14 protein-coding genes and 1 pseudogene are annotated in these 15627 nt (G+C 70.4%); 6 read left to right on the forward strand and 9 right to left on the reverse strand.

The features are described from left to right. The 4 genes and pseudogenes from VGD32_RS10740 to VGD32_RS10755 form a co-directional block, all read right to left on the reverse strand. Positions 1–903, reverse strand: a pseudogene (locus VGD32_RS10740) (F0F1 ATP synthase subunit beta); the annotation flags it as partial. A 40-nt stretch (positions 904–943) separates the two neighbouring features. Then, entirely contained in the window at positions 944–1822 is an 879-nt protein-coding gene (locus VGD32_RS10745) for a F0F1 ATP synthase subunit gamma (protein WP_331031879.1), read from the reverse strand. 33 nt (positions 1823–1855) lie between these two features. Next, a complete protein-coding gene (atpA, locus tag VGD32_RS10750; RefSeq protein WP_331031880.1) occupies positions 1856–3391 on the reverse strand; it encodes a F0F1 ATP synthase subunit alpha in 1536 nt (511 codons plus the stop codon). A gap of 69 nt (positions 3392–3460) precedes the next feature. Continuing rightward, the gene (locus VGD32_RS10755; protein ID WP_331031881.1) at positions 3461–4015 is read right to left on the reverse strand and encodes a F0F1 ATP synthase subunit delta; all 555 of its coding nucleotides are present in this window, start codon (positions 4013–4015) and stop codon (positions 3461–3463) included. Between the two features lie 234 nt (positions 4016–4249). Between VGD32_RS10755 and VGD32_RS10760 the strand changes: the two genes are divergently transcribed. Beyond that, complete coding sequence (locus tag VGD32_RS10760; RefSeq protein ID WP_331031882.1) at positions 4250–5149, forward strand: endonuclease/exonuclease/phosphatase family protein; 900 nt, start codon at positions 4250–4252, stop codon at positions 5147–5149. 28 nt (positions 5150–5177) lie between these two features. On the opposite strand, the gene VGD32_RS10765 is transcribed toward VGD32_RS10760, so the two are convergent. Beyond that, complete coding sequence (locus tag VGD32_RS10765) at positions 5178–6119, reverse strand: DUF808 domain-containing protein (RefSeq protein WP_331031883.1); 942 nt, start codon at positions 6117–6119, stop codon at positions 5178–5180. A 148-nt stretch (positions 6120–6267) separates the two neighbouring features. Between VGD32_RS10765 and VGD32_RS10770 the strand changes: the two genes are divergently transcribed. Further along, positions 6268–7092: a TerC family protein gene (locus VGD32_RS10770; protein ID WP_331031884.1), complete on the forward strand. Its 825-nt coding sequence runs from the start codon at positions 6268–6270 to the stop codon at positions 7090–7092. A 295-nt stretch (positions 7093–7387) separates the two neighbouring features. On the opposite strand, the gene VGD32_RS10775 is transcribed toward VGD32_RS10770, so the two are convergent. Next, on the reverse strand, positions 7388–9550 hold the full coding sequence (locus tag VGD32_RS10775; protein ID WP_331031885.1) for a primosomal protein N': 2163 nt from the start codon (positions 9548–9550) through the stop codon (positions 7388–7390). Positions 9551–9580: 30 nt separating this feature from the next. On the opposite strand from VGD32_RS10775, the gene fsa reads away from it, so the two are divergent. From fsa to VGD32_RS10795, 4 genes are all read left to right on the forward strand, one after another. Next, on the forward strand, positions 9581–10234 hold the full coding sequence (gene fsa, locus VGD32_RS10780; RefSeq protein ID WP_331031886.1) for a fructose-6-phosphate aldolase: 654 nt from the start codon (positions 9581–9583) through the stop codon (positions 10232–10234). A 22-nt stretch (positions 10235–10256) separates the two neighbouring features. After that, entirely contained in the window at positions 10257–10958 is a 702-nt protein-coding gene (locus VGD32_RS10785; RefSeq protein WP_331031887.1) for a DUF484 family protein, read from the forward strand. Next, the gene (locus tag VGD32_RS10790) at positions 10940–11869 is read left to right on the forward strand and encodes a tyrosine recombinase XerC (protein ID WP_331031888.1); all 930 of its coding nucleotides are present in this window, start codon (positions 10940–10942) and stop codon (positions 11867–11869) included. Before VGD32_RS10785 ends, VGD32_RS10790 begins: the two co-directional genes overlap by 19 nt. Before the next feature lie 69 nt (positions 11870–11938). Next, positions 11939–12847, forward strand: a complete 909-nt coding sequence (locus VGD32_RS10795) for an aspartyl protease family protein (RefSeq protein ID WP_331031889.1) — start codon at positions 11939–11941, stop codon at positions 12845–12847. On the opposite strand, the gene lpdA is transcribed toward VGD32_RS10795, so the two are convergent. The 3 genes from lpdA to VGD32_RS10810 form a co-directional block, all read right to left on the reverse strand. Further along, a complete protein-coding gene (gene lpdA / locus VGD32_RS10800; RefSeq protein ID WP_331031890.1) occupies positions 12844–14262 on the reverse strand; it encodes a dihydrolipoyl dehydrogenase in 1419 nt (472 codons plus the stop codon). The two genes, VGD32_RS10795 and lpdA, sit on opposite strands and share 4 nt — an antisense overlap. A 120-nt stretch (positions 14263–14382) precedes the next feature. Then, positions 14383–14853, reverse strand: a complete 471-nt coding sequence (locus VGD32_RS10805; protein WP_331031891.1) for a hypothetical protein — start codon at positions 14851–14853, stop codon at positions 14383–14385. Positions 14854–14920: 67 nt separating this feature from the next. Further along, positions 14921–15627 (reverse strand): sensor histidine kinase (locus tag VGD32_RS10810; RefSeq protein ID WP_331031892.1); only part of this gene is annotated, 707 nt, incomplete at its 5' end.

Raw genomic sequence — 15627 nt, forward strand, 5'->3', positions numbered from 1 at the left:
GAAGCGGAAGATGTTGTCGACGAACAGCAGCACGTCCTTGCCTTCCTCGTCGCGGAAGTACTCGGCCTGGGCCAGGCCGGTCAGGGCGACGCGGGCGCGGGCGCCCGGCGGCTCGTTCATCTGGCCGTAGACGAGGGCGCATTTCGAGCCTTCGGTCGAGCCGTTGTTCTTGGACGGGTCCACGTTCACGTTGGACTCGATCATCTCGTGGTACAGGTCGTTGCCCTCACGGGTGCGCTCGCCCACGCCGGCCAGGACGGAGTAGCCGCCGTACGCCTTGGCGATGTTGTTGATCAGCTCCTGCATGGTCACGGTCTTGCCGACGCCGGCGCCGCCGAACAGGCCGATCTTGCCGCCCTTGGTGTAGGGGCAGATCAGGTCGATGACCTTGATCCCCGTGACGAGGATTTCCGACGAGGTTGACTGCTCTTCAAACGACGGCGCCTCGCGGTGGATCGGGCGGTACATCTGCGTCTTGATCGGGCCGGCCTCGTCGATCGGCGCGCCGACGACGTTCATGATGCGGCCCAGCGTGCCCGGTCCGACCGGGGCCAGGATCGAGGTGCCGGTGTCGGTCACGGCCTGGCCGCGGGTCAGGCCCTCGGTCGTGTCCATGGCGATGGTGCGGACCATGTTCTCGCCGAGGTGCTGGGCGACCTCCAGCACGAGGCGGAAGGGCTGGCCGGTCTTCTGGTCGACGTTGGTCGTTTCCAGCGCGTTCAGGATGGCCGGCAGCTGGCCTTCGAACTCGACGTCGACGACGGCGCCGATGACCTGGGCGATCTTGCCCACGCCAGTGCCGGCGGTGACCACGGCGTTGCCGGTGGCGGCGGCGGCCTTCGGAGCTTTCGGGGCCGCCGGCTTGCGGGCGGCGGTCTTCTTGGGAGCGGTGGTGTCGGTCATCGGTGCGGGTCCGTTGTCGTCTTGTGCGGTCAGGTTCAGATCAGAGGGCTTCGGCGCCGGAGATGATCTCGATCAGCTCCTTGGTGATCTGCGCCTGGCGGGATCGGTTGTATTGCAGGGTGAGGGCGGAAATCATGTCGCCGGCGTTGCGCGTGGCCGCGTCCATGGCGCCCATCTGGGCCCCGTAGAAACCGGCCTGGTTCTCGTAGAGAGAGGCCAGGATCTGGGTGGTGATGTTGCGCGGCAGCAGGGTGTCGAGGATCTCCTCCTCGGACGGCTCGTAGTCGTAGACCGCGCCGTTCTGGTCGATCGGGGCGGCGCCGCCCTCGACCACCGCGGGGATCAGCTGCTTGGCGGTCGGGATCTGCGAGATCACCGACTTGAACTGGCTGTAGAACAGGGTGACCACGTCGGCGCGGCCGTTCTCGAACTCGTCGGCGATCAGCTCGGCGATCGGCTGGGCCGACGGCAGGCCGATGGTCTTGTGCTCCGACAGCTCGAACGTCCGCACGATCTTGTCCCCGTACATCCGGGTCAGTTGGTCGCGCGACTTGCGGCCGACGGCGATGACGCGGACGTCCTTGCCGTTGGCGATCAGGCTGTTGATGCGTTCGCGGGCGGCGCGGATGATGTTCGACGAGAAGCCGCCGGCCAGGCCCTTGTCGGACGAGGCCACCACGATCAGGTGGCGCTGGTCCGAGCCGGTGCCGGCCAGAAGCTTCGGCGCGCCCTCGCCCGAGACGCCGGCCGCCAGGTTGGCGATGACGGCCGCCATGCGCGAGGCGTAGGGCCGGGCCGCGATGGCCTGGTCCTGGGCGCGTTTCAGCTTGGCCGCGGCGACCATCTGCATGGCCTTCGTGATCTTCTGCGTGGCTTTCACGCTTCCGATCCGATTGCGCATTTCCTTGAGGCTGGCCATTCGGGCTGCTCTTTCTAGTCCCTACAGGTCAGGTCAGGCGAAGGTCTTGGCGAAGGCTTCGATGGCGGCCTTCAGCTCGGCTTCCAGCTCCTTCGACAGCGCCTTCTGGGTGCGGATGCCGTCCAGGATCGAGGCGTGGGCCGAGTGCAGGCGGGCCAGCAGTTCGCGCTCGAAGCGGCCGATGTCGGCCACCGCGATGTTGTCGAGGTAGCCGCGCGTGCCGGCGTAGACCGAGACGACCTGCTCCTCGACCGTCAGCGGCGAGTATTGCGGCTGCTTCAGCAGCTCGGTCAGGCGGGCGCCGCGGGCCAGCAGCTTCTGGGTCGAGGCGTCGAGGTCCGAACCGAACTTGGCGAAGGCGGCCATCTCCCGGTACTGGGCCAGCTCGCCCTTGATCGAGCCGGCGACCTGCTTCATCGCCTTGATCTGGGCCGACGAGCCCACGCGCGACACCGAGATGCCGACGTTCACGGCCGGACGGATGCCCTGGTAGAACAGGTCGGACTCGAGGAAGATCTGGCCGTCGGTGATCGAGATCACATTGGTCGGGATGTAGGCCGACACGTCGTTGGCCTGGGTCTCGATCAGCGGCAGGGCGGTCATCGAGCCGGCGCCGTTTTCCTCGTTCAGCTTGGCCGAACGCTCCAGCAGGCGCGAGTGCAGGTAGAAGACGTCGCCCGGATAGGCTTCGCGGCCCGGCGGGCGGCGCAGCAGCAGCGACATCTGGCGGTAGGCCACGGCCTGCTTCGACAGGTCGTCATAGACGATCAGGGCGTGCATGCCGTTGTCGCGGAAGAACTCGCCCATGGCCGTGCCGGCGAACGGGGCCAGGAACTGCAGCGGGGCCGGCTCCGACGCCGTGGCGGCGACGACGATGGTGTAGTCCAGGGCGCCGCGCTCCTCGAGCGTCTTGACGATCTGGGCCACGGTCGAGCGCTTCTGGCCGATGGCGACGTAGATGCAGTACAGCTTCTCGCCTTCCGACGCGGCGGCGGCGTTGGTGGCCTTCTGGTTCAGGATGGTGTCGACGGCCACGGCGGTCTTGCCGACCTGGCGGTCGCCGATGATCAGCTCGCGCTGGCCGCGGCCGATCGGGATCAGGGTGTCGATGGCCTTCAGGCCGGTCTGCATCGGCTCGTGCACCGACTTCCGCGGGATGATGCCCGGAGCCTTGACGTCCACGCGGCGGCGCTCGGTGAACTGGATCGGGCCCTTGCCGTCGATCGGCTCGCCCAGCGGGTTGACGACGCGGCCCAGCAGGCCCTTGCCGACCGGCACGTCCACGATCTCGCCCAGACGGCGGACCTCGTCGCCCTCGGCGATCTGGTTGTCCTGGCCGAAGATCACGGCGCCGACGTTGTCGCGCTCGAGGTTCAGGGCCATGCCCTTCACGCCCGCCTTCGGGAACTCGATCATCTCGCCGGCCTGGACGTTGTCCAGACCGTGGATGCGGGCGATGCCGTCACCGACCGACAGCACCTGGCCGACGTCCGAGACGTCCGCTTCCACGCCGAAATTGGCGATCTGCGACTTGAGGATGGCCGAGATTTCGGCGGCGCGGATGTCCATTTGGATCTCTCTGTCTTCGTCTTCAGGGCGGGCCGTCAGGCGCGCTGCATTCTTGTTGTCGGCGCGTGCTTACGCACGCTTGAGGGCGAATTTCATCTGGTCGAGCTTGGTCTTCAGCGAGGCGTCGAACAGCTTCGACCCCACCTTGACCTTGAGGCCGCCGAGGATCGACGGATCGACGCGGGCGGTCATTTCCGGGTCCTTGCCCAGCGAGGCGCGCAGGGCGGACTGGATGGATTTCATCTGGGCGGCGCTCAGCGCCTGGGCCGAGATGACCTCGGCGGCGACCACGCCCGTCTTCTTCGCATACAGGGCCTCGAAGCCGGCGATCACGCCCGGCAGGTCGCGCGAGCGGCCGTTCTGGGCCAGCAGGCCGAGGAAGTTGCGGGTCACGCCGTTGAACTTCGCCGCGTCGGCGATGGCCACGAGACCCTTCTGCTGGTCCTCGGCGGCGATCACCGGCGAGTTGGCCAGGCGGCGCAGGTCCGCACTGTCGTTCCACGCGGCGCGCAGCGACTTGAGATCGGCGCGCACGGCGTCGAGGACGCCCGTCTCGTCAGCGAGGTCGAACAGCGCCTGTGCGTAGCGCTCGCCGACTTCCGTCGTCCTGTAATCGTCAGCCACTTTATGGTCCGCGCGGGTTAGCGTTCGGGTTGTCGACCGGCGGCGGGATTCGCACCGATCAAAGGCCTGTAATGCTTGAAGAAAGCACGCTGGGGACGCGTCTCGCAACGCGCCCTCCGGCTCAGCCGGGCGCCTGATAGCACCCTAACCCCCCGACCGCAACCGAGGCGGTCCGCCGCAGCGTAACGCGATTTGACGTGGCCTCGCGTCTCCGCCGGACCAAGACTGGCGGCCATGACCCGCCCCCGCCCCCTCTCCCGCTCCGCCCTCGGCCGCCCCGCCCGCCTGCTCCCCGCGGCGGCCGCCGCCGCCGTTGTCGCCCTGGCCCCCGCCGCCGCGGCCGGGGATCCGTCCTCGTTCCGGGTGATGAGCTACAACATCCGCGTCGACGTCCCGGCCGACAATCCGCCGTGGAGCGAGCGCCGCCCGCACCTGGCGAACCAGATCGCCTTCCTCGACCCCGACCTGCTGGGCCTGCAGGAGGCGCTGCCCCATCAGGTGGCCTACCTGGCGGAGCGGCTGCCCCTCCATGACCATTACGGCGTCGGCCGCGACGACGGCCGCGTCGGCGAGAGCGCTGCGCTGTTCTGGCGCCGCGACCGCTACGAGTCCCTGCGCACGGAGACCTTCTGGTGCTCGCCGACCCCGGCGGTCCCGTCGAAGGGCTGGGACGCCGCCTACCCGCGCACCGTCACCCGGGTCGTGCTGCGCGACCGCCGCGACGGCCGGCTGCTGGACGTGCGCAACACCCATTTCGACCACGTCGGCGTCGTGGCCCGCGAACAATGCGCCGAACTGGTCTCCACCCTCGCCCCCGCCGAGCTCGACGGCGCGCGCGCCGAGGTCGTGCTGATGGGCGACTTCAACACCGGGCCGGACACCGCGCCGTATCGCCGCATCGTCGCCGCGGGCCTGCGCGACGCCCGCACCGTCAGTCCGGTCGACTTCGGCCCCGCCGGCACCTTCAACGCCTTCGACATCGCCAATGACAACGGCGGCGTGGCCATCGACCACGTCTTCGTCAGCCCCGGACTGGCGGTCGAGCGGTTCGCCGTGCCCACCGACTCCTTCGGCGGCCGGGTCATCTCGGACCATTTTCCCGTGGTGGCGGACCTGACCCCGGTCAGGCGCTGAAGCCGTAACGCCCCGCCACGCCCGCCGGTCAGTGGGCGGCGCGCTTGCGGGGGATGAAATGCATGATCGCCACGACCACGCCGCCGACCACGAGACCGACCACCGCCGAGGCGGCGGCCGTCGCCAGCCATCCGGTGACGGAGCCGACAAGCGGGACGCCGGCGGCGGCATGTCCCAGACCTTCGATCAGCGCCGGCAGGGCGTCGAGGTGGTATTCATGGAGCCCGTGGACGAGGATTCCGCCTCCGACCCACAGCATCGCCGCGGTCCCGATCGTCGCCAGCCCACCCAGCACCATCGGCATGGCGTGGACCAGCGCACGGCCCGCCGCCCGCGCCGAAGCCGACCGGCGCTCGGCCAGATGCAGGCCGATATCGTCCATCTTCACGATCAGCGCCACCGCGCCATAGACCCCCACGGTGATCAGCAGGCCGACAAGCGCCAGGGCCGCCGCCTGGGTCGCCAGCGGGCGCTCGGCCAGGTCGGCCAAGGCGATGGCGGTGATCTCGGCCGAAAGGATCAGGTCCGTCCGGATCGCCGAACCGACCATCGTCTTTTCCTTCTCCTCGGACGACATGGCCAGATCGTCCGGCGAGGCCTCGCCCTTTCCGTGGCCCGCCAGGTTCGCGAGGATCTTTTCGGACGCCTCGAAACAGAGATAGGCCCCCCCGAGCATCAGCAGCGGCGTCAGCGCCCACGGCGCCAGGGCGCTGATCAGCAGCGCTCCGGGCAGGAGGATGAGGAATTTGTTCTTCAGCGAGCCGATGGCGATCTTGCGAATGATCGGCAGCTCGCGCGCCGGCGAAAATCCCATCGCATAGCCCGGCGTGACCGCGGCGTCGTCGACCACGACCCCGGCGGCCTTGACGCCGGCGCGGCCGGCGGCGGCGGACACGTCATCGACGGAGGCTGCGGCCACCTTGGCGATGGTGGCGACATCATCGAGAAGGGCGGCAAGACCTGAGGGCACGCGTCACCTGACAAACGGAGAGGGTCGCCCTTGGCTAGGCGAGCCGGAGACCCGGGTCCAGAGCCACCGGTCTGCAGCGGCGCTCTGACGCGCAGGTTGCGGCGAAAAAATATGGCGCTGTTTCCACGCCTGCCTTATCCCGGGGCCCATGACCGAAATCGCCGCACTCCTGACCGACCCCGCCGCCTGGGCCGCCCTGATCACCCTGGTGATCATGGAAGTCGTGCTTGGGATCGACAATCTGATCTTCATCTCGATCCTGTCGAACAAGCTGCCGCCCGAGCATCGCCAGCGCACCCGCCGCATCGGCATCGCGCTCGCCCTGATCATGCGTCTCGGTCTGCTCGCCACCATCGGCTGGATTATCGGTCTCAAGGCCGAGGTGGTGGATCTGGGTCTGTCCGGCGCGGGCTGGGACACGGCGTTCAGCTGGCGCGACCTGATCCTCATCGCCGGCGGGCTGTTCCTCGTCTGGAAGGCCACCAAGGAAATCCACCACGCCGTCGACACCACCCCCAGCGACGACATGCTGGAGAAGGACAAGACCACCGCCGTGATCAACAACGTCGGTTCGGCCATCGTCCAGATCATCCTGCTGGACCTGGTCTTCTCGATCGACTCGATCCTGACCGCCGTCGGCATGACCGATCACGTGCCGATCATGATGGTGGCCGTGATCATCGCCGTGGCCGCGATGCTGTTCGCCTCCGACCCGCTGGCCGAGTTCATCGACAAGAATCCGACCGTGGTCATGCTGGCCCTCGGCTTCCTGCTGATGATCGGCATGGTGCTGATCGCCGACGGCTTCGGCGTCCATGTGCCCAAGGGCTACATCTACGCCGCCATGGCCTTCTCCGCCCTGGTCGAGAGCCTCAACATGATGGGCCGCAAGGCCGCGCAGAAGAAGGCCGCCGCGCTCGAGGCGCGGCAGGCCCAGCTCAACAAGGCCGAAACCGCCGAACCGGGCGTTTGACGCTCTGCCGGCGATCCGCGGAATTGTAGCCCGGCAGCGCGGAAAACCTCCCGCCTTTCCAGGCACATCGCCTTTTCTCGAGCCGATCTTCCCGCCGGGAGAGCCGGCGGGCGCATAATGCCGCCCCCCCTGTCGCCCGGCAGGCGCCGGTCTTTGACAACCGCATCCCCGCCGCACCGCCACAGGCGCGTCGATGCCGACTCTGCCGACTCCGCCCCCGTGGATTCCCGCCGACCCTGCCGACACTGCCGACGGCGCCCCACCGTTTTTTCCGGTTTTCACCCGGGCGGAACCCCTACAGGAAGCTGTACGGGTCCACGTCGACGTTCAGCCGCACGCTGGCCGGGACCTTCACCCTCGCCAGCCAGGCCCGCAGGAAGCCCTGCAGGTCCACGTCGCGGTCGGCCCGGACCAGCAGCCTCTTGCGCCGCCGTCCCCGGACCAGGGCCAGCGGCGCGTCGGCCGGCCCATAGACCTCCAGCCGCTCTGCGTTGGGGATCGACCCGGCCAGTTCGCGCGCCACCTTCTCCACCGCCGCGGCGTTCTCGCCCGACAGGATGATGGCCGCCAGCCGGCCGTGCGGCGGCAGCGAGGCCGCCTCGCGTTCCGCCATCTCGGCCTCGACGAAGGCGTCGCGGTCGCCGGCCGCCAGCGCCTTCAGCACCGGATGCTCCGGCGTCCAGGTCTGGAGAATGGCCCGCCCCGGCTTGTCCGCCCGCCCGGCCCGGCCCGTCGCCTGGGTCAGCAGCTGGAAGGTCCGCTCGGCCGCCCGCAGGTCCCCGCCCCTCAGCCCCAGGTCGGCGTCGACCACACCGACGAGGGTCAGGTGCGGGAAATTGTGCCCCTTGGCCGCCGCCTGGGTCGCCACCAGGATGTCGATCTCGCCCTCGGCCATCCGCTGGATCAGCGCCCGGGCCGACTTGCCGTCCGGCACGGTGTCGGAGCTGAACACCGCCGTCCGCGCCTGCGGGAACAGCTGGCGCACCTCCTCCTCGACCCGCTCGACCCCGGGCCCGACCGAGACCAGCGAGTCCTCCGCCCCGCACGACGGGCAATGCTTCGGCCGCGGCATGGTGAAGCCGGTCAGGTGGCAGACCAGCCTTCCGGTATAGCGATGCTCGACCAGCCAGCTGTCCGTGTCCGGCGCCGTCAGCCGGTGCCCGCAGGCCCGGCACAGCACCACCGGCGCATACCCTCGCCGGTTGAGGAACAGCAGCGTCTGTTCGCCCCGCGCCAGCGTCTCGCCGATCGCCTCGCGCAGCGGCTGCGACAGCCACGTCTGCGGATCGGGGGGGCTCTGCCGCAGGTCCAGCAGCGCGATTTCCGGCAGCACCGCCGCCCCGTGCCGCGCCGCCAGCTTCAGCCAGCCGTAGCGCCCCTGCTGCGCGTTCCACAGCGTCTCCAGCGACGGCGTGGCCGACGCCAGCACCACCGTCGCCCCCTCGATCCGGGCCCGCGCCACGGCCAGGTCGCGGCCGTGATAGACCAGCCCCTCCTCCTGTTTGAACGAGCCGTCGTGCTCCTCGTCGACGACCAGCAGCCGCAGGTTGGCGTAGGGCAGGAACAGGGCCGAGCGCGCCCCGACCACGATATTGCACCGCCCCGCGACCACCGCCTCCCAGACCTGCCGTCGCCGCGGCGGGGCGACGCCGGAATGCCACTCAGCCGGGGCCGCGCCGAACCGCGCCGCGATCCGCTCGATCAGGGCCTGGGTCAGGGCGATCTCGGGCAGCAGGATCAGGATCTGGGCCGCCGGATCTGCCTTCAGCGTCCGCGCCGCCGCCTCCAGATAGGCCTCGGTCTTGCCCGAGCCGGTGACCCCGTCCAGCAGGAAGGGCGCGAACCCGCCCCTGGCCGTCGCCTCGGCCATGGCCGCCGCCGCCGCCGCCTGGTCGGCGTTCAACCGCGCCGGGGCGTGATCCGGCTCGGGGGCGTCGAAGGCGGCCAGCGCCTCGACCTCCACCACCTCCAGCACCCCCTCGTCCAGCAGCCCCTTGACCACGCCGGACGACACCCCGGCCGCCCGCGCCAGATCGGGACTGGTCATGGCCCGCTCGCCCAGCGCCTCCAGCACCGCCGCCCGGGGCGCCGTCATCTTCACCGGCGCCCGGTCCCCGACCCGCCGCACGCGCCGCTCCGGCCGGGGCCGTGGCGCCCGCAGCCCCTTCAGCGCCGCCGAGGCCATCTCCCCCGGCGCGCTCAGCGTCCACCGCGCCGCCCATTCCACGAAGTCCACGGTCCGCTCGGGCAGGCGCGGATCGTCCAGCACCTGCTCGACCGCCTTGAGCCGGCGGTTCGAGCCCGTGGTCTCCCGCACCTCCGCCACGACGCCGCGCATCAGCCGCGGCCCCAGCGGCACGGCCACCTGATCGCCCCGCGCCAGCGCCAGCGCCTCCGGAACCTCGTAGTCGAAGGCCTCGGGCACCGGCAGCGGGATAAGGACCGAGGCGACTTTCACCGGCGGCTCCAAAGGGCTAGAAGCCCGGCCATGAAACTCTTCCTCGACACCGCCGACGTCGCCGTCATCAAGGACATGGTCCCCACCGGAATGGTGGACGGCGTCACCACCAATCCCTCGCTGATCGCCAAATCCGGTCGCAACATCGCTGAGGTCATCGCCGAGATTTGCGCCCTCGTCGAGGGCCCGATCTCCGCCGAGGCCGTGGCGACCGATTTCGAGACCATGGTCCGCGAGGGCGACAAGCTGGCCGCCATCGCTCCCAACGTGGTCGTCAAACTGCCCCTGACCTGGGACGGGCTGCGCGCCACCCGCGTCTTCGCCGACAAGGGCGTCCGCACCAACGTCACCCTGTGCTTCTCGGCCGCCCAGGCCATGCTAGCCGCCAAGGCCGGCGCCACCTTCGTCTCGCCCTTCGTCGGCCGCCTCGAGGACCACGGCGCCGACGGCATCGGTCTGCTGGAGGAGATCCGGGTGCTGTTCGACACCCACGACTTCACCACCGAAATCCTCGCCGCCAGCCTCCGCAACCCGGGCCACGTCTCGGCCGCCGCCGTCGCCGGCGCCGACGCCGCGACCATCCCGGCCGACGTTTTCAAGGCCTTGGTCAAACACCCGTTAACCGACAAGGGGCTTGATGCCTTCCTTGCGGACTGGGGCAAGACGGGCCAGTCCATTCTCTGAATGACGCCTCGAGGAGAGGTCTGTGAGCGTATCGCCTGACCTCTCTTCGGACCTCCCCGAGCCGCACTGGCCGGAAATCCGCGCCTGGCTGCAGGCCAATCCGCAGATCCTGCTCGACGACCGCTCGCTGCTGGAGGAGATCGGCCTCAAGCCGCACGGCCGCAACGTCGTCGAGTTCGGTCGCGCCGCCCTGACCCGGCTTGAGGAGGCCGCCGAACGCGAGGCCGACGCCCGCAAGCGGATCGAGGCCGTGGCCCGGGCCAATTTCGCGGCCCAGACCCAGACCCACGTCGCCGCCCTCGATCTGATGGAGGCGCGCAACCTCTCCGACCTCGCCCGCCGGCTCGACGCCGTGGCCCAGGGCCGCTTCGGCCTCGCCGGGGCCGCCATTGCGCTCGAGAAGCCCGGCGCCGTGCCGTTCGGCTGGAAATCGCTCGAGGCCGACGGCGTCGACAAGCTGCTCGGCGAGCACGGCCTGACGTGGCTTGGACCGAATTTCGACGGGCTGAACCTGTTCGGGGCCGTCGAGGCCGAGGTGAAGTCGGTCGCCCTGATCCGCATGACCCCCGTCTTTCCGGGTGAAGACGCCGGCGCCCGCCCGGCCCTGTGCGCCTTCGGCTCGGCGGAAGACGACGGCTTCACCCCGACCATGGGCTGCGAACTGGTCGCCTTCATCGCCCGGGTGGTCGAGCGCACGGCCGAACGATGGCCGATCCTCAGCTGAGCGCCGATCAGGGGCTGGCCGTCTGGCTGGAGCATCTGGCCCACGAACGCCGCCTGTCGCCCCGGACGCTTGAAGCCTACGGCCACATCGGCCGCCAGTATCTCGCCTTTCTGCAGCGCCACCGGGGCGAGACCCAGCGGCTCGCCGATCTCGGAACCGTCACCCCCGCCGAGCTCCGCGCCCACCTCGCCGGGCGCCGCTCCGGCGACAAGCCGCTCAGCGCCCGTTCGACCAGCCAGACCCTGTCGGCGATCCGCACCTTCCACGCCTTCCTCGACCGGCGCTGCGGCGTGCCCGCGCCCCAACTCGCCCTCGTCCGCGGACCCCGCGTCAAACCTTCCCTGCCCCGCCCTGTCACCGAGGATCAGGCCCGCGGCCTGATGCAGGAAAGCGAGGCCGATCCCGACGCCGAACCGTGGGAGGCCGCCCGCGACCGCGCCGTTCTGACCCTGCTCTACGGCTGCGGCCTGCGCATCTCCGAGGGTCTGTCCCTGACCCGCGCCGACGCCCCCCTGGCCGACGCCCTGCGCATCACCGGCAAGGGCGGCAAGACCCGGCTGGCCCCCGTCCTGCCCGCCGTGCGCCAGGCGGTCGCCGCCTATCTGGCCTTGCAGCCCTTCCCCCTGGCCCCCGGCGACGCCCTGTTCCGCGCCCGCCGCGGCGGTCCGCTCAGCCCACGCCACGTCCAGGCCACGGTGCAGCGTCTGCGCGGCCGGCTGGGCCTGCCCGCCAGCGCCACGCCCCACGCCCTTCGCCACAGCTTCGCCACCCACCTGCTCGGGGCCGGAGCCGACCTGCGCTCGATCCAGGAACTGCTCGGCCACGCCAGCCTGTCGACGACCCAGAAATACACCGCCGTCGACGCCGCCCGCCTGCTCGACGCCTATGCATCGGCGCATCCCCGGGCCTAGACTGTTCCGGGAGAACGCGGGGAGGCGGCTCTGGCGGACGATACGGTCCCGATCCTGAACCGGCGCTGCGTGGCGCTCGGCCTGGCCGGCCTGCTGGTCGGCGGAGCCGGCGTCGCATCTGCGCAGGAACCGCCGGAGGCCGAGCCTCGCCTGCTGGCCAATCTGCTGACCCGCATGGCCCTGCGCGTGGCCGTCAACGGCCGCCGGGGCGCGGTGTTCGTGCTCGACACCGGGGCCGGGCGCACGGTGATTTCCGAGGATCTCGCCCAGGCCTGGAACCTCCCGCCGGGCCCGCCGGTGCTGGTGCACGGCCTGACCGCGGCCCAGATGGCGCCCTCGGTGCTCATCGAACGCTTCGGGGTCGGCGGACGGCGCATCCGGGACTTGCAGGCCCCTGTCTTTCCCCGGGCGGTGCTCGCGGCCGACGGCCTGATGGGACTGGACGTGCTGGGCCGTTTCCGCCTCGACCTGAACATCGCCACCCGCCGCGTGCGTCTGACGCCGTCCGGGCCGGACGTGATGGCGGTCGGCTCCGCCGGCTACCGGGCAACCCGCCTGCCGACCCAGGAACGGCCCGCCCGGCACGGCCGCTTCGGCGCCCTGATCCTGCGTGGCCTGGCGGAGGGTCGCGAGATCGACGTCTTCGTCGACACCGGCGCCCAGTATTCGATCGGCAACATGGCGCTGCTGGACGCCGTGGGCGGCGATCCGGCGGGGCTGGAGCGGGTCACCGTCTACGGCGTCACCGGACAGCTTCTCGCCGCGGCCAGCGGCCACGTCAGGGATCTGCGTCTGGGGACCCAGCGGCTTGGACCGACGCCCCTGCTCTTCGCCGACCTTCACGCCTTCGAGGTGCTGGAGCTGATCGAGCGCCCCGCCCTGCTGATCGGGGCCGACCTGCTCTACCGCTTCCGCGAGGTCAGCCTGGACTTCGGCCGCTCGCGCATGGCGTTCCGGGGGCTCCGGCCGCTGCGCTAGGCCTGCATGGTCCAGCCGTCGACGCCCATGGCCGCCTGTTTGACGGCCTCAGAGCGGGTCGGATGGGGGTGGCAGATGCGGGCGATGTCCTCGGAGGAGCCGCCGAACGCCATGGCCACGCAGGCCTCGCCGATCATCTCGCCCGCCTGCGGCCCGAGGATGTGGACACCCAGAATGCGGTCGGTGTCGGCGTCGGCCAGCACCTTCACGAAACCCTCGGTCTCATGGTTGATCTTGGCCCGGCTGTTGGCGGTGAACGGGAATTTGCCGCTCCTGTAGGCGACGCCCGCCTCCTTCAGCTGATCCTCGGTCTTGCCGACCCAGGCCACCTCGGGCGCGGTATAGACCACGCTCGGCACCAGGTCGTAGTCGACGTGGCCGGCCTTTCCCGCGATCAGCTCGATGACCGCCACGGCGTCCTCTTCCGCCTTGTGCGCCAGCATCGGGCCATGGGTCACGTCGCCGATGACCCAGACGCCGTCCGCCACCTTGAAGTGGTCGTTGGCCACGAAGCCGCGCTTGTCGGGATTCACGCCGACGGTCTCGAGCCCCAGCCCCTCGGTGTACGGACGCCGGCCGATGGCGACCAGCACCACATCGCCCTTCAGGGTCTCGGCGGCGCCGCCCGCGGCCGGTTCGATTGTCAGTTCGACGCCGTCCTTCGACGTCTTCGCCCCGGTGACCTTGGCCCCGAGCCTGAAGCTCATGCCCTGCTTGGTCAGCGCCCGCTGAAACGCCTTCGCCACCTCGCTGTCCATTCCGGGCGTAATGCGGTCCAGATATTCGACCACCGTCACCTGCGCGCCCAGCCGGCGCCAGACCGAGCCGAGCTCCAGGCCGATGATGCCCGCCCCGACGACGATCAGCTGCTTCGGCACGGCCGGCAGCGACAGGGCGCCGGTGGAATCCACCACCTTGCCGTCCTCAAAGGCCACGCCCGGCAGCGGCGTCGGCTCCGAGCCGGTGGCGATGACGACGTTCCGCGCCGCCAGCGTCGTCTTCGACCCGTCGGCGGCGGTCACCTCGACCTGACCCGGTCCGGCGATGCGGCCGCGGCCCTTGACCCACTCGACCTTGTTCTTCTTGAACAGGAACTCGATGCCCTTGGTCAGGGCCCCGACGCTGTCGGCCTTCTGGGCCATCATCTGCGCCAGATTCAGCTTGGGCGTCCCGACGTCGATGCCGAGGCCGGCGAATTCCTTACCCGCCATTTCGTAGAGTTCGGACGCGTGCAGCAGCGCCTTCGAGGGCATGCAGCCGACGTTCAGGCAGGTGCCGCCCAGGGTGTCTCGCATCTCCACGCAGGCCGCCTTCAGCCCCAGCTGGCCGGCCCGGATGGCGGCGTTGTAGCCGCCCGGCCCGCCACCGATGATGACGACATCATACGCGGCGCTGGGGGAGGCGGCTTCGGCCATGGGGTCTCTCGTTTCAATGGGCGCGGGGGAGCGCGCGCGGAACCTAGCGGTGCGCGGGTGCGCGTCAACCGTCCCGACCGATATAGGCGCCGGAACGGCCGACGCGAGGCGTCCCGGAGCCTAGTAGGCGAGCTGTCCCGGCGTACGCGTCCGCCGGATGCGGCGCGCAGCGACCATCACCAGCACGCCCAGTAGCGCCAGGCCGCCCAGCAGCAGCCACAGGGGCTCGACCGGCAGGCCTGAGAGCGCCTCGGGCGTCGCCATCGTGGCCGGGCCCGACGCGGCGGCGCCGCCACCCTGCCCCTCCAGCGCCAGCCGCAGCCCGGCATCGGCGAGAAACCCGAGGAAATAGGCCCCGACGGCCCTCGAATCGCCCCCGCCCAACATCAGGGCGGCGATCACATACAGGCCGATGGCCGCGACCCACAGCGTCCAGACCGGCAGGAATCCGAACAGGGCCTCGCCGCCTCCGGCCTGCAAGGCCGTCGTCGCCGGCGCCGCGCCCTCGATGAGGGGCGATACGAACGGCCACGCCAGCCAGCCGGCATAAGCCAGAACCGCGACGACCACGACGAAACGCAGCAGCTTCATGATCAACCCTCCCACAGGCGTTAACCACTCTACACCGCTCCGCCGGCGACGCCAGCGGCTGCCCCGATCAGGCGACTGCGGCGGGCAGGGTGATCGACACCTCCGCCCCCTGCCCCGGCTGGCTGTCGACCGACAGCACGCCGCCCGACTGCCGCGCGAAGGCGTAGGCCTGCGACAGCCCGAGGCCCGCCGCTCCCTCCCGTGTCGTGAAGAAGGGCTCCACCGCCCGGGCGGCCATGTCCCGATCCATGCCGGGGCCGCTGTCACGAACGCTCAGGCGCAGGCCGCCCTCCAGTAGCGCCTCCAGGCGGACGGCCACCGAGCCCTGTCCGTCGATCGCCTCGACCGCGTTCCGGGTCAGCGCCTTGACCGCCCCCTCGAACCCGACCGGATCGATCCGCGCCGACGCCCCCTCGGCCGGTCCCTCGATCATCAGATCGACGCCGGGGCCAGCCATTTCCCGCAGCCGGCTCTCCATTCCCCGCAGCAGCACGCCGGCCTCCATGACCCTCAGCACGGGCTCGTCGTCGCCCTGCGAAAAGGCGGTCAGGCGCCGGGTCAGCAGTTCGCCCTTCTGGCCCGCCGCCAACGCGGCCTCGCCGATCCGTCGCACCCGCGCCGGGTCGTCGGCCTGGCGCAGCATCAGGTCCAGCGCCCCGGTCATCACCCCGAGCACGGCGTTGACATCATGCGCCAGCCCGCCGGTCAGGCGACCGACGCTCTCCATGCGGCGCCCGCCCTGCAGTTCAGCCTCGGCCTCGCGCTGGATCCGTT

The organism is Brevundimonas sp., assembly GCF_036402095.1.
Classification (GTDB): Bacteria; Pseudomonadota; Alphaproteobacteria; order Caulobacterales; family Caulobacteraceae; genus Brevundimonas.

Excerpts from the sequence above, each read along its gene's own strand:
- VGD32_RS10745 (WP_331031879.1), bottom strand. The coding sequence starts at position 1,822 with ATGGCCAGCCTCAAGGAAATGCGCAATCGGATCGGAAGCGTGAAAGCC.
- VGD32_RS10790 (WP_331031888.1), top strand. The coding sequence starts at position 10,940 with ATGGCCGATCCTCAGCTGAGCGCCGATCAGGGGCTGGCCGTCTGGCTG.
- VGD32_RS10760 (WP_331031882.1), top strand. The coding sequence starts at position 4,250 with ATGACCCGCCCCCGCCCCCTCTCCCGCTCCGCCCTCGGCCGCCCCGCC.
- fsa (WP_331031886.1), top strand. The coding sequence starts at position 9,581 with ATGAAACTCTTCCTCGACACCGCCGACGTCGCCGTCATCAAGGACATG.
- VGD32_RS10805 (WP_331031891.1), bottom strand. The coding sequence starts at position 14,853 with ATGAAGCTGCTGCGTTTCGTCGTGGTCGTCGCGGTTCTGGCTTATGCC.
- atpA (WP_331031880.1), bottom strand. The coding sequence starts at position 3,391 with ATGGACATCCGCGCCGCCGAAATCTCGGCCATCCTCAAGTCGCAGATC.
- lpdA (WP_331031890.1), bottom strand. The coding sequence starts at position 14,262 with ATGGCCGAAGCCGCCTCCCCCAGCGCCGCGTATGATGTCGTCATCATC.
- VGD32_RS10770 (WP_331031884.1), top strand. The coding sequence starts at position 6,268 with ATGACCGAAATCGCCGCACTCCTGACCGACCCCGCCGCCTGGGCCGCC.